This is a genomic window from Alcaligenes sp. SDU_A2 (assembly GCF_038237375.1).
GTDB lineage: Bacteria > Pseudomonadota > Gammaproteobacteria > Burkholderiales > Burkholderiaceae_B > Alcaligenes.
Window position 1 is genome coordinate 2135109 of sequence record NZ_CP151273.1, and the last position, 17752, is coordinate 2152860.

The following is a 17752-nucleotide window of genomic DNA, read 5'->3' on the forward strand; positions in this document are numbered from 1 at the left end:
GATTGGCATTGTAGGAAGCCGATTCAATGAAGTAAAATGGTCTTATCTCACAAATCCATGAATATTATTCACCAATCATGTTAGAACGCATCCACCTGGCCGTTGTGCAGCAAGTCGACAAACAAGGGTCCCTGACCGCCGCCGCCAATGTGCTGCATGTTACCCAGTCCGCGCTCAGCCACACCATGAGAAAACTGGAACAGCAACTGGGCACCGAGATCTGGCGACGCGAGGGCCGCAGCCTGCAACTGACCCAGGCCGGGCAGTATCTGCTGGCCGTGGCCAATCGTGTGCTGCCGCAACTGGACCTGGCCGAAGAGCGGTTGGGCCAGTTCGCCCAAGGCGAACGCGGGTCCCTGCGCATCGGCATGGAATGCCACCCCTGCTACCAATGGCTGCTCAAAATCGTCTCGCCCTATTTAAGCGCTTGGCCCGATGTGGATGTGGATGTCAAACAGAAGTTCCAGTTCGGCGGCATAGGCGCGCTGTTTGGCTACGAAATCGACCTGCTTGTCACTCCCGACCCGCTCTACAAACCCGGCCTGACCTTCGAACCCGTCTTTGACTACGAACAAGTACTGGTGGTCAACAAAAGCCACGCCCTGGCTCGCGTGGATTACGCCAAGCCGCAAGACATAGACCGGGAAGTATTGATCTCCTACCCGGTGGATATAGATCGACTGGACATCTACAACCAGTTTCTGCTGCCCGCCGGCATCGCCCCCCGACGGCACAAAACCATCGAAACCACCGACATCATGCTGCAAATGGTCGCCAGCGGCCGCGGCGTCGCCGCCCTGCCGCGCTGGCTGGTACAAGAATACGCAGAAAAACTGGACATCGTCCCGGTGCGCCTGGGCAAGCAAGGCATTGCCAAACACATCTACCTGGGATCACGCGAAACGGACACGTCTATCGACTATGTGCGGGCCTTCGTAGAACTGGCCCGCAACCCTTCCCTGGCGCTTTCGCAAAGCAGTACAGCATAAAGACGGTGGGCGGCACCGCAAGCGGCAGAGCTACCGGCGCGGGTCATGCACTTTACGGCACGCCCTGCTCGACTGGTAGCGCGACACTGCTTCTGCGCCGTACCCACCATGACTACGCCACGGCCCCAAGCTCGTAATGAAAGACCTTGGCCATAATTTGCCAACGCCCCTCCGTCCTTACCAGACTTAGTAAATCCACAAAGCGCTTGTCTGCAATGGCACAGCGCACCTTGGCAAGGGCGGTAACCGGACCGACACGCTCGATGCTTAGCACCTCGTCGATCCGCGCCTCATTCTTGAATGCGGGTGACGGCCTATTTTTGACTACGTCAAAGTAAGCCTCCATGTGCAGGATCAGGGGCTCGTGCGGCACAGCCGTCGCATAAAGGGCCTGCGGATGAAAAACCTGCGCCAAACGTGTCAGATCACCGTAATACAGCCCATCAAAGTAATGCTGCAGCACATCGCAGATGTCCGAAAAGTCTTGTACATGCGGGTTCATCGCTGCACCTGTGCTTCACGTGCGCGTCGCTCGGTAACCGTCTCGCCGCCGACGCCCCAGTCGCCGGTTTCGATCTCCTGTATCACCACGAAGGTCGTGGCTGGGTTCTTGTTCAACACCTCCTCCAGCATGACGGTCGTGCGGCGAATCAGCTCCGCCTTCTGTGCCGCCGTAGCGCCTTCACGGGTGATTTGTATGTTGACATAGGGCATAGTGACTCCAATAACAAGGGTATCTAAGAACAAAACAACAAACAATCAAACCCGCAGCCCTTCGGCCTGCATGGCTTGGCGAACCGCTGGGCGGGCCTGAACCCGCTGCATGAACCCTTGCAGATGGATCAGATCACTTATATCCAGGCTCACAAACTTGGCCCAGCCCAGCACCACGAACAGGTAAGCATCCGCCGCGGTAAAAGCCTCGCCCGTCAGATAGTGGCCATGCGCCAATTGATCATTCAGCCATTCCAGCTTCTTGCGCAACACCCCAGCCAACGCCGTCTTGGCTACAGCATCCACATCGTTGTGGAACAGCGGAGTAAACGACTTGTGCAGCTCACTGGTGATGTAGTTTTGCCATTCCATCACCCGATAGCGCTGCATGCTGCCCGCTTCGGGCATCAGGGTGGTAGCGTTGGCTTGGTCGGCGATGTACTGGGCAATAACCGGCCCCTCTGTCAGTCGCGTACCATCGGCAAGCTCCAGCACCGGCACCATGCCTTTGGGGTTGATGGCGTAATAATCGGCGTTCCCTGCCGTCTGGTGCCGAGCGGTATCCACCAGCTCCAAATGAAAAGTCAGGCCCGCTTCGCGCAGCACAATATGGGGGGCCAGGGAGCAGGCGGCGGGTGAGTAATACAGCTTCATGGTTTGCACTCCAGTCAAAAAAATTGGCATGGAATGAACTGTACTAAACACGCCCCAGTCAATAAACTGACAAGAGTTCACTTTATTTATTACATACAAATCAACAATGAACAGAAAGTTTGAAGGCCTGCACCTCAGCAGCATTGAGCTCTTTTGTCTGGTAGCCGACCATAGCGGCTTTTCCTCCGCAGCCCATCATGCCGGACTGACCGCCGCTGCCGTCAGTCGCTCGATCGCCAGACTGGAGGCGCGGCTGGGTGTACGGCTATTTCATCGCACAACGCGTCAAGTACGTTTGACCAGCGCCGGCGAGCGCTACCGGGCAGAATGCCGACGCGCACTGGATGTGCTGGCAGAGGCCGAGCGAGAAGTGTCTGGCGGACAAACCCAGCCTTCGGGCAAGCTACGGATAAGCTTACCCACCTCGTACGGACACTACCGCATCCTTCCGCTAATCGCGCAGTTGCGAAACCGCTACCCGCAGATCTCGCTCGATCTGCACCTGTCCAACCAAAACATCGACTTTGTGGCGGACAACTTCGATTTGGCCATTCGCGCCCGTGTACCAGCAGACTCGGGCCTCATCGCCCGCAAGCTAGAAGACGCGCCGCTGGTGATCGTCGCTGCACCCCAATACCTGCAAGGACGCAACGCCCCCACTACCCCAGCAGATTTGCAACAGCACGAATGCATACAGTTCATCCTGCCCAGCAGCGGCCTGCCCGTGCCCTGGCTGTTCACGCACGGCAAACAAAAACTGGAACACTCCATCACCACGGGATTGCAGTGCCATGAAGACATTCTTGGCCCCGTCACCTTGACGCGCCATGGTGCAGGCATCGCGCAGACATACCGATTTTTAGTGGATAACGATCTGCGCACAGGCCGCTTGGTAGAGCTGTTACCCGACTATGCAGGCGCATCCCGCCCATTCTCACTGATCTACTCCGCCAACCGCCACATGCCACTGCGGCTGCGCGTCGTGATTGACTTTCTGCTGGAAAAATTAGGGGCTGCATAATTGGATTCTTGGGTAATCCCCCCTGCGCAAGCCAAAAAACACTACTATCGGCCGCTGACTGAAAAGGTCGCTATCGAGGCCTGACTTAAACCAATCGGCCTTCATAAAGTTGGCTCGTCAGCCTCCCTCGCCTCAGACCCCAGGCTCACGTCCGCTTTAAGCCAGTACGGCAACAGAACCAAACCGAGCACAAACAGGCCAATTAGTATCCATGCCAATCCACTCAGTAAAACACCTGCCGGGTATCGATCTGCAATCATCCCGGTCAGCATGACAGACACAAGAAATGCCGCGCCGGTACCGGTATCCAACAGTCCGATCACCCTGGCATAAAACTCACCGGCTACCTGTTGATAAATGCGCAACAGACTCAAGGTGATGACCAAGCCTTCCGCCAGCCCCGCTAACATCACCAGCGGCAAGGCCTGCTCAAGCACAAATATTCTCGACAAGCCCCAAATAGCCAGACACATCAAGAACAAGCTGATCCCTATCCACAAAGGATAGCGCGGCATCAACCGTTTCCAGGACGCCATCGCCAAGCCTGCCAACATACCCGTCCCATAGGCCGCAAATAAAATGCCTACATCCGCAGATGGCCTTGCCAACACCTGGACGATATAGAGCAAGGCCAGAACTTCAAAACTTCCCAATGCCAACATAACCAATATGCTGGCAGACATTGGCAGCACCAGGGAGGAGCCATAACGGGACAAAGCCAAGCACAAATCCACCCACAAATTTTGCTTGGTCGCATCTTCCGGCTTTAAGGAAGGTGTTCTGGGCAGCAAAAAACATAAACAGGCGGCCAACAAAAGTAAGGCACCGATCAGCAACACAGCAATATCCTGACCATAGTGGCTGGTCACGACCCCAGCCATCAAGGTTCCCACGGCCATACCTGACATACGTGCCGCCATAACAATACTGTTCGCAGCAGGAAGTCTTGCTGCTGTGACCAAGCTAGGCAAAAGTGCACTGGCTGCCGGTACAAAAAAACGATTACAAGCGGCTCCCAAGGCCGCCACCAGAAACAGCGCAATCAGCTCTTGCCGCAGCGCGGCAAACAATAATGCCATCGTAATCAACAGACGCATTACCAAGGCCCACACCAGGGTTTTGCGAAGATTTGCCCGGTCCGTGATTGCTCCTGCCCAGGCCCCCAACACCAGCATGGGAATCAACTCGCACACCACTAGCAACATGATGTTGAAAGCCGAATGCGTCAAATCGAAGATAATAATCTGCAGCAAGACAAGCAACATCCAGTCCGCAAACGAAATAAGGAACTGCAAAGCAGCAAGGCCCCAAAACCCGCTGCGTCTTGTCTGTACCAATGAGCTCATGCAGAGGCCCCTTTAGCAGCGCCTTGCCCCCTGCTCCCCCCTTGTTCAAGCACAAAGCGGCGCAACAGTGGCCGTAACATCAAACCCAGCCAGGCAGGACTGGCGACCAGCCATGCATAACGAACATTCAGCCGGCATCCCATTTCCACTTTGCCTTGTTCATTGGAAATACCAAAATTAATACACCGCAGTTTTTCTTCGAGAGCATACCGAACAATGTGATAGCCCATGGCCCGATGAACAGATAATCGCTTGGTCACGGTCAGATCGACGCCACAATATGTCGACTCCAATTGATCTCCCAACACGAAGCAGAGGTCAAAGGCGTCGATTCGATCCTCTTTCTTCAAAAGCAGGTATACCGAGTGGGGAAGCAGGCTGAGTTGCATGAAAAAATCCTGGCTGACCTTGATTTGGTCGGGCGACTGATGCTTGCTGTACAGTTGCAACCAGAGCTCATGGATACGATGTGCTTCGACAGAAGAAAGCGGTACTCCTTTGCGAATTTCAAGCTGATAGCCCGCTTTCTCCAAGGATCGAAGATCTCGTCGGATGCCCTTGCGTTTTGGGTGCTGCGATAGATATTGCTCAAAAGTATCCCAACATAAATCTAAATAAGCGCAGTTGTACAACTTCTCCAACGCAAGACGTTGCACATAGTCTGGCTCAGGGAAATCTCGACCAATAAACAGCCGAATACCCTGAGAGGCGGAAAACTTCTGAAGTGCGGTGACAAGCAAGGACGGTAGGTCGACCAGATCAGAACGTACAAGTACAGCCAGAGGCAAACCCGTATTAACCGGTGTTCCCATCGTGGTCACACGAAACGACAACTTTCGTGTGACAGCAATGCGCCATGTGGTGGCAAGCGCAATGCCAACCAGCTCCCCTCCCACAAAAGCCAAGGCGTACGCATACTGACAATCCAGATCACTTGCTTCAAGAGCACGGAGATACTCATGTCGCATAAACTGCTGTGGTCGGCATAAGTGATTCCATGCTTGCTGATCAATCGCAAGAATGGAGTCCTTAATCTGTATCTCGGCTTCAGAGACAGACAAATGAGTGGCGTTCCCCACCACGGCAGCCGCCTGCAAAGACCGTTCCATGCTTGCCATGTCAACGCCCCGCCTATTTCGCCGCTACCAATACGGGCTTCTCGATAAGATCAGACTCAGCGGGGATGCCCAGTGTGTTTTCCAGGCACTGCGCAAAGCGCTCGATTTCCGCATCGGTATGTTGGCGGTGAAGAATCAAACGAATCAATGCTTGATTGGGCTTGACAGCGGGATAACGAAAAATGGGAACGCAAAAACCTTCTTTTTCAAGCTCCTCGCGCACCTGCTCCGCTTTGCTGTCACTGCCAATCAGCACAGAGGTGATGTAGGACGGCGTCTCATTCAGCTCCAGCCCCGCACGCAACAATCTTTGCCGAAAATCCTGGCAGCGTGCCAAGTATGCGTTCATGATGCCAGGCTCTTCCTGGAGCCGTTTGACCAGCGCCGCCGCCACCTCGGCGGTCGGCGGCTGAATGGCCGCCGTAAAGATAGAGGTTCCGCTCAGCACCTCGAATGCATCAATGTATTCAGCCTTGGCACTGATCGCCCCTCCCTCCAGACCGACTGATTTCGACAGCGAAACCATAATGAAGTCGGCACGAGGCAAATGTTGGAATTCTTCATAAAAAGGACGCTCCGGCGTGCCGTACACCATGAAACCATTAGCATCATCAATAAAGCTTAAGGCCCCTTGATTCGCACACACATCCAAAATTGCCCCAATCGGAGCCACGCTGCCATCGGAAGAATAGATACTTTCAAACACCACAACCGCTTTACGCCCCTGAAGACTGTGCAGGACACGCTGGAGATCGGCGACATCGTTATGCTTGAAGGACAACAGAGATTCACCGTATTTCAGGTGGGCAGCGGCTTTCCACAAGCTCCAATGGCAATCCCGATCAAAAATCAATACAGCATCGCGGTTATCAATACCCGTGCGGGATGAAAAATTGAACTTCGCGGTGATGGCATTGATAAAACCAATATTGGCCAACATACCCGAGGCAAAGCTCAGCGTTTTCTCTTTACCATGATGGGCGCTGAGCAGTTGTTCCAGACGCCAATGTGGCTCGCAAATCCCCTGTGTGGCCCTTGAGCCGCCGGTTGACAAACCATAGCGCCGGATGGATTCACAAAACGCATCAAGTATCGATTCATCCTGTTGCCAACCCAGATAATTGATGCCGGAAAAATTGATGTACGGCTTGCCGTTACGAACAATACGGGGCCCCGACATGCCTTGCATGATGACAGGCTCTCGTAAAAACCCTTCAGTCACGGACGATTCGACGAAACGCTTAAAGCCCCAACGATCTAGCTGTGCCACAGTTCCCATGAAATCTCTTCCTTAGCAATAGTAGGTAAACATCCGCCCCATCCCGTGTCCCGTGCACAAGCCCGCCTGCCAGCTATTGACAATAAGCACGAATTGAATTAGGCCGCCCTCTTCTCTATAATGACCGTCTGCCTACCCTTCATTGCCATTCTTACTGCCGACTGCCACTTGGGAGAAGTGAAGTCATCGTTGCATTGCAACATCAAGCAATGCTCAAGAATCCATCAAGATTTCATGAAGGAGAATGCTGGTGAGCATGGGACGTGTATTAATTGTCGAAGATGACTTTGACGGAGCGGAGGTCCTAGAGGCCTATTTACGCCGCGATGGCTTCGAGACCTTGCATGCTGCAGAAGGCCACCAGGCCATGGAGTTGCATGTACGCTGGCGCCCCGATATCGTGCTGCTCGATATCATGTTGCCGGGCGTGAGCGGCAACGAGATTCTGACGGCCATACGTCAGCATTCAGCCACACCAATCATCATGGTCACCGCCATCAACCACGAACCCAACCGCATCAACTCCTTGCTCTATGGTGCCGATGATTACGTCATCAAGCCATATAACCCGGGAGAAGTCGTCGCACGGGTACACGCGGTATTGCGACGATGGCGTGGCGCAGGTCAACGACACGCCAAAATATTGCGGCACAACAAATTAAGTGTGGATCAGGATGCAGCACTCGCGTCACTAGAAGTCGACGGCACACTCCAGCCGCTGGATCTGACCCGAACCGAGCTGAACCTACTGGTCATGATGATGTCCACCCCCGCTCGTATGTACTCACGGGCTGAACTGCTAGCCAGTTGCTTGCCCGAAAGCGGCGCGATGGAACGCGTCGTGGATGCACACCTCTACAATCTGCGACGCAAACTCAATCGCGCAGGTATCAAGGATGTTTTACTGACCGTCCGAGGTCTGGGCTACCGTTTCTGCAATCCAGCATGAATACGCGCAAGCCAGATATACCCAGCGGCGTGCGCCCTCTGTGGCAATGGATCAGTGCCCGCATGATCGGGCTGGCCATGGCCGCCATCCTGCTGGTTGGAAGCGGCATGTGGTTACGCTTCTTTTGGTGGGAAGGCAAACTACGCAGCGATATGCCCACCTCCGTGCAACTGGAATTACAGCGCCTGGAAGCCGAGCCAAGCGAAAATGCCGAGCGGCTACGCCAGATCTATGGCCAATATCTGTATGGAGACTATTTCACGCCTGAAGTCTTGCGGGCGGACTTGCTCTGGTTCACAGGACTGGTGCTGATTGCCCTGCCGCTGATCATCGGTGGCGGAGTGTGGGTCTCCCTGCGGCTATCATGCCAGCTCAGTGCCGTCGCTGTAGCCGCTAGAAACATTGCTGAAGGGGACTTTCAATCAAGAGCAGAAATCGCGACACGAACACCGGCTGCTTTACGCACCCTGATAGCAGATTTCAATCACATGGCTGAACGCCTGGAACGCCAAGAACGCGAGCTACAAGCATCGAGCGTAGCCGTTGCACACGAACTACGCACCCCGCTGACTGCCGCCAAGGGACGATTACAAGCCTTACTGGACGGTGTATTTGAAACATCCCCACAGCACCTGGGGACCATCATGCGCCAGCTCGATCAGCTCAATCGCCTGATTGACGACTTGCACCTCTTGTCCCTGGCAACCGCTGGCCAGCTTGTCCTGGTGCCATCCCGCTTTCCGCTCAAGCCACTGATCGAAGAACGTGTGGCCTGGGCAGCACCACGCTTGCAACAGCACCCCATGCAGGTGACAGTGGATTGCCCAGAAAACCTGATACTGCATGCTGACCGGGATCGGGCCGGCCAGGTGCTCTCCATTCTTATCGATAATGTCCTGCGCTATGCCACGCAGGGCGGCTACCTTGCCTTGCGCGCTCAAAAGCAGAACAACCGAATTCTCATCGATATCGAAGATGCCGGTCCTGGGTTCACGCCCGAACAATTACAGCGCGTCTGCGACCGATTCTGGCGTGCAGAGCATTCACGCTCACGCCATGCTGGCGGTAGCGGCCTTGGCTTATCCGTGGCCGTCGCTATCTGCCTGGCCCACGGAGGGGAGCTACATGTCCAGAACCGGGACATGGGTGGCGGACACATACGAATCGACATTCCCCTTTAATATCAGTACACAAACAGACTCTTGCCGTCCCGATCAAGAGCACTTGATGATCGTGCACCCAAGCAAAGCACGTGCGTGCAAGCCCAGCCACGCTGTTTCTTGGCAGAGCCTTCATACTTTCTGAACTGAATCTTGTCAGTAAGCTGCTCAACTACCGTTATATCAACACGGAAAAAATGAGCGCCATGTCTGCCTTGCCGCCTACTCTCACTCGCCTTATAGCCAAGGTGACCTGCCTGCTGCTTGCAGCTGCCAGCCTGCCTACTCAAGCCCAAGAAACAAAACTCCTGCCTGCCCTGGGTGAACAAACGGAGCTTACCGTTGGACTCGGTATGACCTATGCCCCTCGCCATCTCGGAGCAAAAGAGATGCGATGGATACCCTTTCCCACGCTCAGCCTTTATCGAGGCGTTTTCTTCCTTGATACGGTACGGGGTGTCGGCGCGGAATATTTAACAAGCAATGGCCTGTATGCCAGCCTGGCCATCGCGTATGACTTCGGTCGGAGCGAAAAAAACAGCCACTGGCGCCCCGGCTCAAGAAAGTTGCGGGGCATGGGTGAAGTCAAAGGCGCTACCACGGCCAATTTGCTCGTCGCTCAGGAACTAACATCATGGCTATCAATAAATGGCGAAGCTGAATTTCGCCTTGCCGGCCATCATCGCGGAAACCGCTACCGTTTGGGGTTGGAAGCCACCCTGCTGGAAAAAAACAATGATGCGATCACGCTAGGCGTGCATATCCATGCCGGTGACGCTCAATACAACCGTACATACTTTGGCGTCAGTGACGACCAATCACAGACATCCCGATTTCCCCGCTTTGCCATCCAGTCAGGAATTTACGCCTACTCCGTATCCGCAGATTGGCATCACGACTTTGACCCACACTGGACACTTTCCATGGGAGTGAATGCCATGCAATTCAGTAATAAGGCGCGACAAAGCCCCATCGTAGAACGAAACACAAACGTGATCGGCTTTGCCACACTGCACTACGCTTTTTAAGTGCCAGCGCTGCCTCATTTATCTCTCTGGTCACCAACACGCCCCATGACCTCCTCGCTCAAAAAATCACTGATCACCAGTGCAATAATCACAACGATCGCCCTGGGTGCCTGGCTAGTCTGGACCAGCTTGGCTCCCCCCAGTCCTCCTAAGGGACTGATTGCCAGCAATGGCCGCATTCAAGCCACCGATATGGATATCGCCACCAAATTTGGTGGGCGTATCGAGCAAATACTGGTTGATGAAGGCGACAGCGTCCAGGCCGGACAAATTCTGGCCCACATGCAAATCGACGCCTTGCAAGCACAACTGCGCGAGGCGCAGGCTCAGTGGCGACAAACACGACATGCTGTTGACTCGGCCAAGTCACACGTCGTTATGCGTCACAGCGAGCAAGCCGCCGCCCAAGCCACTGTAGCGCAGCGCCGTAGCGAATTAAATGCCGCACAACGCCGACTGCAACGCTCCGAACGACTCGCTCAAGAGGGAGCCTCCTCCCACCAAGAACGAGATGATGACCGTGCCAACGCCCTCAATGCCCAATCAGCCCTTCATGCTGCACAGGCGCACGCTACTGCGGCAAGGGCCGCCATCGAAGCAGCCCAAGCCGACGTCATCGGAGCAGAATCCGCCATGGCGGCTACACAAGCCAATATTGAACGCATTCAAGCCGATCTCTCTGATAGTGAACTCAAGGCCCCCCGCGATGGTCGGGTGCAATATCGTCTGGCACAAGCGGGAGAAGTACTGGCCGATGGTGACAAAGTACTCAATCTCATTGATCTATCCGAAACCTACATGAGCTTTTTCCTGCCCACGGAGGCAAGCGGAACAATCGAACTAGGCAGCGAAGTACGCATCATGCTTGACGCTGCTCCAGACGAACCCATCCCTGCCCGCATCAGTTTTGTTGCCGAGCACGCGCAGTTCACCCCCAAACATGTGGAAACGCGCAACGAGCGCCAAAAGCTGATGTTCCGCGTCAAGGCACAAATCCAACCCGACTGGCTACGAGAAAATACGCATCGGATCAAATCCGGCTTGCCCGGTGTGGCCTGGGTTAAAACCGATCCACAGGCAACATGGCCTGAATCGCTACGTCAGCAGGAACAGCCATGACAGCGCCTGTTGTGCACCTTCGTGATGTAAGGCTGCATTACGGCAAGACTCCCGCGCTAACAGGCATCACCCAAGACTTTCCTGCAGCATGCATGATTGGCCTGATTGGCCCGGATGGCGTAGGAAAATCCAGCCTGTTGTCATTAATTTCAGGCGCACGCCGTATCCAACACGGTACCGTTCAGGTGCTAAGCGGCGATATGGCTGACAAGGCCCATCGCGAGCAAACCTGCCCTCGTATCGCCTATATGCCGCAAGGTCTAGGGAAAAATCTGTATCCCACCCTATCGGTCGAAGAAAATCTGCAATTTATCGCCAGACTATTCGGCCACCAGACCGCCGAACGACGCAGACGCATCGACGACCTGACCCGCAGCACCGGCCTCTACCCCTTTCTGTCCCGACCAGCAGGCAAACTCTCTGGCGGCATGAAGCAAAAGCTGGGCCTATGCTGCGCCCTGATCCACGACCCGGACCTACTCATCCTCGACGAACCCACAACGGGCGTCGACCCGCTGGCACGTGCACAGTTCTGGACCTTAATCGCCCGCATTCGCCTGGAACGCCCCCGTATGAGTGTTATTGTTGCCACAGCCTATATGGACGAGGCGCAAGGCTTCGACTGGCTGGCTGTCATGGATGAGGGTCAGATATTGGCCACCGGCACGCCATCCAAGCTATTGGCAGACACAGGCTGCCAGTCGCTGGAATCCGCCTTCATTCAGCTATTACCCGACAGCAAGAAACACGGCCACGAAGCCGTCATCATTACACCACTGCAAACTGATGCCAATGACATTGCCATTGAAGCGCAAGGCTTGACGATGCGCTTTGGCAACTTCACCGCTGTCGATCATGTCAGCTTCCGCATCCGGCGTGGGGAGATATTCGGTTTTCTAGGTTCCAATGGCTGCGGTAAATCCACCACCATGAAGATGCTAACGGGCTTACTGGCTGCCAGCGAAGGTAAAGCGTGGCTATTCGGCAAGGAAATTGACCCATATGATCTCGACACTCGCCGCCGCGTCGGGTACATGTCGCAATCGTTCTCACTCTACAACGAGCTGAGCGTACGACAGAATCTGACACTGCACGCCAAACTGTTCCATGTCCCCACCAGTCAGGTCAATGCCCGAGTTATTGACATGGCCGAACGCTTCGAACTGCAAGACGTTTTAGACAGCCTACCGCCCGATATCCCTATGGGCATGCGTCAACGTCTGTCCCTTGCCGTCGCCATGGTGCATCAACCAGAGCTACTGATTCTGGACGAACCCACCTCCGGAGTTGATCCCGTCGCCCGCGACAATTTCTGGCGACTACTGGTGACCTTGTCTCGTCGTGACCAGGTAACGATCTTTATTTCAACCCATTTCATGAATGAAGCTGAACGCTGTGACCGCATGTCGATGATGCATGCAGGCAAGGTCCTGGACAGCGATACACCAGCAAGACTGGTAGAGAAAAGAGCAGCAGAAAATCTGGAAGCCGCATTTATCGGCTATCTCATCGAGGCAGAAGCGGGTCAATCGACATCAAAAGCCGCACTAGGCGAAACGACAAGCACTAGCACGACCGATGTCATTACGCCCACAGCCGAGCACGCCAATCGTCAAGCAGCAGACACCCAAGACTTCAGCGCAGAAAACTCACGTATTCCTGGCTTCAGCATGCAACGTCTACTCGGCTACGCCTGGCGTGAGTCACTGGAGCTGCGGCGCGATCCGGTGCGTGCCACCTTGGCACTCCTAGGTTCACTGATTCTGATGTTTGTCATCGGCTACGGCATCAGCACCGACGTCAACGACCTGAGCTATGCCGTGCTGGACCGCGACCAAACAGTACTAAGCCATGACTACGCCTTGTCCCTGTCTGGCTCCGCATACTTTCTTGAGCATCCGCCTGTCCATAGCTACGCTGATCTGGACCGCCGCATGCAAAGCGGCGAACTAAGTCTGGTCATCGAGATCCCACCCGGCTTTGCTCGGGACGCGACCTTAGGCCGCAACGCCCAGATCGGTGCCTGGATCAACGGTGCCATGCCCAGCCGCGCGGAAACCATACAAGGCTACGTACAGGGCATGCACCTGCATTGGCTGGCCCAGCAAGCTCAACAATCCAACAGCACCAGTTACCGTACACCCGTCGAGGTACAGACTCGGTTCCGCTACAACCCGGACATTAAAAGTTTACCTGCCATCGTCCCAGCCGTTGTACCTCTACTCCTACTGATGCTGCCTGCCATGCTAACCGCACTAGCCGTTGTGCGCGAAAAAGAACTAGGGGCCATCATCAATTTCTATGTCACGCCGGTCACCCGCACGGAATTTCTACTCGGCAAGCAACTACCCTATATCTTGCTAGGCATGCTCAACTTTCTACTCATGAGCGCCCTAGCCGTCGCCGTGCTGGAGGTACCGATAAAAGGCAGCCTTGCCGCGCTGACACTGGCCACCTTGATTTTTCTGGTGATATCGACTGGCATGGGTCTGGTGGCGTCAGCCATAACCCGCAGCCAGATAGCAGCCATGTTTGCTGCGCTGATCGGCACATTAGTTCCTGCCACTCAGTTCGCTGGCCTGACCACGCCGGTCTCATCACTGGAAGGTTTGGGCCAATGGATCGGCCAAGCCTACCCGGCCACCCACATGTTCCTGATCAGCCGAGGCGTATTCGCCAAAGCACTCGGGCTGGCCGACTTACAGCCTTCCTTTTTTGCGCTGGTGCTGGCTGCAGCCTTGATTATGGTGCTGGCAATAGCCATCTTAAACAAACAGGAACGGTGATATGAAAAAAGCACTGTCCAACATCTGGCAACTCGGTATTAAGGAGCTTTGGAGCCTGCGGCGTGACCCTGTCATGCTACTACTGATTTTCTTCAGTTTCACGATAATGGTCTACAGTGCCGCCTCCGCTATTCCTGACACACTCAACAATGCCCCCATCGCCATCGTTGATGAAGACGACTCGCCGCTGTCACAGCAAATTGCGGACGCCTTCTACCCCCCCCAGTTCACCCTACCCGAACACATCACGGTAGCGCAGATGGATGCGGGCCTGGACACCGGTCGCTATACCTTTGTTTTACATATACCGTCCAACCTGCAACGCGACGTGCTAGCAGGACATCTTGCCGAGGTACAACTCAATGTCGATGCCACGCGTATGGACCAGGCATTCAGTGGCAGCGCCTATGTCGAGCAGATCATTAGCGAAGAAGTCGACACCTTCGTCCTACGCCATCGCGATACAGCCAGCTTACCGGTCGAGCTGGTTCTGCGTGCCCGTTTTAACCCCGCCCTGGACAAGACCTGGTTCAGTAGCCTGCTGCAAATCATCGACAACATCACCATGCTCTCCATCATCCTGACCGGTGCTGCCCTGATCCGGGAACGTGAGCACGGTACGGTCGAGCACTTACTGGTTATGCCAGTCACCCCCACACAGATCATGTTGGCCAAAGTATGGGCAATGGCGGCGGTAGTACTGCTTGCCGCCGCGCTATCACTACAATTCGTCGTACGCGGCTTGTTGCAAGTGCCTATTGAAGGTTCTGTGGGTCTATTCTTGGCAGGCGCGGGGCTGAGCCTGTTCGCTAATACTGCATTGGGTATTTACTTAGCGACCGTGGCCCGCAGCATGCCGCAATTCGGCCTACTGCTCATGTTGGTGTTGCTACCACTCATACTTTTATCCGGTGGTGCTACCCCCCGAGAAAGTATGCCTGTGTTGGTACAACACCTGATGCTGGCCGCTCCCACCACACACCTGGTTCAGTTAGGCGAAGGCGTCCTCTACCGCGCAGCCGGTCTTGACATTGTCTGGGTTCAATTTCTGGCCCTCTTTATCATCGGCTGCATCCTATTCACGCTTTCATTACGCCGCTTTCGGCGTATGTTAGCCGAGATGGGCTAAGAACACAGGTAACACGAAAAAATATCGGAGTGAATCGAACCGGGTTAACTAGATGCTTCTATGCCTCAAAATGAGGCTCAACAGGAGAAGTCATGACTAGCACCTAAGAGGATTCTGCAATCAAGTTCATCGTCAAGCGCACCATCAACTCCTTGGACTTTGGATCACTTTCAGCGATCAACAAGGTCAATGCTGTCAGTCCCTGCTGTGCCAAGCGATGTTCGTTTAGGCTGTAGCCCTGCGTCAAATGTTCACTCAGCACGCGAGTTGCCCATTGGCGAAATCGTGTGGCACGGCTGGAGTTGACGCGATAACCAACAGAGATAATGGCATCGAGGTTGTAATACTCGACCTGATAAGTCTTGCCGTCGGCGGCAGTTGTTGCATTTTTAGCAACAACTGCTTCTCGCTCCAATTTTCCCGTAGTGAAAATATTACAAAAGTGACGCTAAATCAAGGACTTATCGCTTCCAAACAGGTCTGCAATTTGCTGCAGGTTAAGCCACAGAGTCTCCCCCTCCAGTCAGACTTCTACGGATTGGTCACCACCTCCGAATATAACAATTTCATTCATAGACAACCCTTACCCTGTTGGGAATGATCACGAATATGATCTGGCCACAGCCACACTACACAACCCGCTCTCCTGCAATAAGGGCTCCGCAATAAAAAACCCTGGATACAAGCAGTAAAACGCAGCCTTGGCTCAGTACCATGTGGCCGGCAAAAATTACTTCATGGTATCTAAAACATTGCTTTAGCATGCTTCCGAAATCCCATGAAAAATGCCATTGATAATGTCTTTCACACCATCAATGGCACTAAGCCTTACCAAGCCAAATCAATGACTTAAAAAATCACCCTCACTCCCACTCAATCGTCGCCGGTGGTTTGCTGGAGACGTCGTAGGTGACGCGGTTGATGCCGCGTACTTCGTTGATGATGCGACCGGAGACGCGTTTGAGCAAGGAGTACGGCAGTTCGGCCCAGTCGGCGGTCATGAAGTCGGAGGTCTGTACGGCGCGCAGGGCCACGACGTAGTCGTAGGTGCGACCATCTCCCATGACGCCCACGGACTTGACGGGCAGAAAGACGGTGAAAGCCTGCGAGGTCAGTTCGTACCAGCTCTTGCCGGTTTCGGGATCTATGGTGGCGTTCAGTTCGTCGATGAAAATGGCATCGGCGCGGCGCAGCAGGTCTGCATATTCGCGTTTGACTTCGCCCAGAATGCGCACGCCCAAGCCAGGACCCGGGAAGGGATGGCGGTAAACCATGCCGTGCGGCAAGCCCAAGGCTACGCCCAGTTTGCGTACTTCGTCCTTGAACAGTTCACGCAGCGGCTCGAGCAGCTTCAGGTTCAGGGTTTCAGGCAGACCGCCTACATTATGGTGCGACTTGATGGCCACAGCCTTGCCGGTCTTGGAAGCGGCCGACTCGATGACGTCGGGGTAGATCGTGCCTTGCGCCAGCCAACGCGCCGCAGTGAGCTTGCCGGCTTCTTCCTGGAAGATTTCCACGAACTCCCGGCCGATGATCTTGCGCTTGGCTTCGGGATCGGTCACCCCTACCAAATGGCCCATGAATCGATCGGTCGCATCGACATGGATGACTTTAACACCTAGATTGTCGGCGAACGTCTTCATGACCTGCTGGGCTTCGTTAAGACGCAACAGGCCGTGGTCCACAAATACGCAAGTCAGTTGATCGCCGACGGCGCGATGAATAAGGGCAGCCGCAACAGACGAGTCCACGCCACCCGACAAGCCCAGAATGACCTCGTCCGATCCGACTTGTTCGCGGATGCGGGCGACCGCTTCTTCGACGTAGTCGGGCATGTTCCAGTCACCTTCGCAGCCGCAGATATCGCGCACGAAACGCTGAAACAAGGCCTGGCCTTGAACCGTATGGGTAACTTCAGGGTGAAACTGCACGCCATAAAAGCCACGCTCTTCGTCGGCCATGCCGGCAATCGGGCAACTAGGTGTGGAGGCCATAAGCTTGAAACCGGCAGGCAGGTCTGTGACCTTGTCGCCGTGGCTCATCCAGACCTTGAGCATGCCGTGGCCTTGCTCGGTGGAAAAGTCCTGGATACCGTCCAGCAATCGGGTATGGCCGTGGGCACGCACTTCGGCATAGCCGAATTCGCGCTGGTCGGAAAATGAAACCGTACCGCCCAACTGCATCGCCATGGCCTGCATGCCGTAGCAGACACCCAGCACCGGCACGCCGGCATTGAACACGTAAGCCGGCACTTTAAGGGATTCTTCGGCATAGGCCGACGCATGGCTGCCCGACAGAATAATGCCCTTGAGCCCTTCTTGACTGGCGATGAACTCGTCCGACACATCGCCGGGATGAATTTCGCAATACACGCCGGCTTCGCGCACACGACGCGCAATAAGCTGGGTGACTTGGGAGCCGTAATCGAGAATCAGGATTCGCTGGTGCATGAAAATATCG

16 protein-coding genes are annotated in these 17752 nt (G+C 54.9%); 8 read left to right on the top strand and 8 right to left on the bottom strand.

The features are described from left to right. The first annotated feature begins 77 nt into the window (after positions 1-77). Positions 78-989, top strand: coding sequence for a LysR family transcriptional regulator (locus AADW57_RS09975; protein ID WP_341666744.1), 912 nt, complete (start codon positions 78-80; stop codon positions 987-989). 112 nt (positions 990-1101) lie between these two features. Here the strand turns inward: AADW57_RS09975 and AADW57_RS09980 are convergent, their stop codons facing one another. The 3 genes from AADW57_RS09980 to gstA are packed head-to-tail and all read right to left on the bottom strand — an operon-like array spanning position 1102 to position 2357. Further along, a complete protein-coding gene (locus tag AADW57_RS09980; protein ID WP_341666745.1) occupies positions 1102-1491 on the bottom strand; it encodes a nuclear transport factor 2 family protein in 390 nt (129 codons plus the stop codon). Then, complete coding sequence (locus AADW57_RS09985) at positions 1488-1703, bottom strand: tautomerase family protein (RefSeq protein ID WP_341666746.1); 216 nt, start codon at positions 1701-1703, stop codon at positions 1488-1490. The genes AADW57_RS09980 and AADW57_RS09985 overlap by 4 nt, the downstream gene beginning before the upstream one ends. Before the next feature lie 45 nt (positions 1704-1748). Next, a complete protein-coding gene (gene gstA / locus AADW57_RS09990) occupies positions 1749-2357 on the bottom strand; it encodes a glutathione transferase GstA (protein WP_341666747.1) in 609 nt (202 codons plus the stop codon). A 106-nt stretch (positions 2358-2463) separates the two neighbouring features. Between gstA and AADW57_RS09995 the strand changes: the two genes are divergently transcribed. Then, positions 2464-3378, top strand: coding sequence for a LysR family transcriptional regulator (locus AADW57_RS09995; RefSeq protein ID WP_341666748.1), 915 nt, complete (start codon positions 2464-2466; stop codon positions 3376-3378). A gap of 101 nt (positions 3379-3479) precedes the next feature. Here the strand turns inward: AADW57_RS09995 and AADW57_RS10000 are convergent, their stop codons facing one another. From AADW57_RS10000 to AADW57_RS10010, 3 genes are read right to left on the bottom strand one after another with little or no spacing between them, the layout of a single operon-like run. Continuing rightward, positions 3480-4724, bottom strand: coding sequence for an MFS transporter (locus AADW57_RS10000; protein WP_341666749.1), 1245 nt, complete (start codon positions 4722-4724; stop codon positions 3480-3482). Beyond that, a complete protein-coding gene (locus AADW57_RS10005; RefSeq protein WP_341666750.1) occupies positions 4721-5842 on the bottom strand; it encodes a GNAT family N-acetyltransferase in 1122 nt (373 codons plus the stop codon). Before AADW57_RS10005 ends, AADW57_RS10000 begins: the two co-directional genes overlap by 4 nt. A gap of 13 nt (positions 5843-5855) precedes the next feature. Then, positions 5856-7121: an aminotransferase class I/II-fold pyridoxal phosphate-dependent enzyme gene (locus AADW57_RS10010; RefSeq protein WP_341666751.1), complete on the bottom strand. Its 1266-nt coding sequence runs from the start codon at positions 7119-7121 to the stop codon at positions 5856-5858. 256 nt (positions 7122-7377) lie between these two features. Here AADW57_RS10010 and AADW57_RS10015 point away from each other — a divergent pair, with 256 nt between their 5' ends. From AADW57_RS10015 to AADW57_RS10040, 6 genes are all read left to right on the top strand, one after another. After that, complete coding sequence (locus AADW57_RS10015; RefSeq protein WP_341666752.1) at positions 7378-8070, top strand: response regulator; 693 nt, start codon at positions 7378-7380, stop codon at positions 8068-8070. Then, complete coding sequence (locus AADW57_RS10020) at positions 8067-9251, top strand: sensor histidine kinase (protein ID WP_341666753.1); 1185 nt, start codon at positions 8067-8069, stop codon at positions 9249-9251. The genes AADW57_RS10015 and AADW57_RS10020 overlap by 4 nt, the downstream gene beginning before the upstream one ends. Positions 9252-9322: 71 nt before the next feature. Beyond that, positions 9323-10258: a MipA/OmpV family protein gene (locus tag AADW57_RS10025; RefSeq protein ID WP_341666754.1), complete on the top strand. Its 936-nt coding sequence runs from the start codon at positions 9323-9325 to the stop codon at positions 10256-10258. A gap of 45 nt (positions 10259-10303) precedes the next feature. Then, positions 10304-11377 carry an HlyD family secretion protein gene (locus AADW57_RS10030; protein WP_341666755.1) on the top strand — a complete coding sequence of 358 codons (1074 nt, stop codon included), beginning with the start codon at positions 10304-10306 and terminating at the stop codon, positions 11375-11377. Continuing rightward, positions 11374-14163, top strand: a complete 2790-nt coding sequence (rbbA, locus tag AADW57_RS10035) for a ribosome-associated ATPase/putative transporter RbbA (protein WP_341666756.1) — start codon at positions 11374-11376, stop codon at positions 14161-14163. Before AADW57_RS10030 ends, rbbA begins: the two co-directional genes overlap by 4 nt. Position 14164: 1 nt before the next feature. After that, on the top strand, positions 14165-15292 hold the full coding sequence (locus AADW57_RS10040) for an ABC transporter permease (RefSeq protein WP_341666757.1): 1128 nt from the start codon (positions 14165-14167) through the stop codon (positions 15290-15292). Positions 15293-15395: 103 nt separating this feature from the next. On the opposite strand, the gene rhuM is transcribed toward AADW57_RS10040, so the two are convergent. Beyond that, positions 15396-15707, bottom strand: coding sequence for a RhuM family protein (rhuM, locus tag AADW57_RS10045; RefSeq protein ID WP_341666758.1), 312 nt, complete (start codon positions 15705-15707; stop codon positions 15396-15398). A 448-nt stretch (positions 15708-16155) separates the two neighbouring features. Further along, positions 16156-17742 (bottom strand): glutamine-hydrolyzing GMP synthase, encoded by a 1587-nt coding sequence (guaA, locus tag AADW57_RS10050; protein ID WP_341666759.1) that lies wholly within the window; start codon positions 17740-17742, stop codon positions 16156-16158. Between the last annotated feature and the right edge of the window lie 10 nt (positions 17743-17752).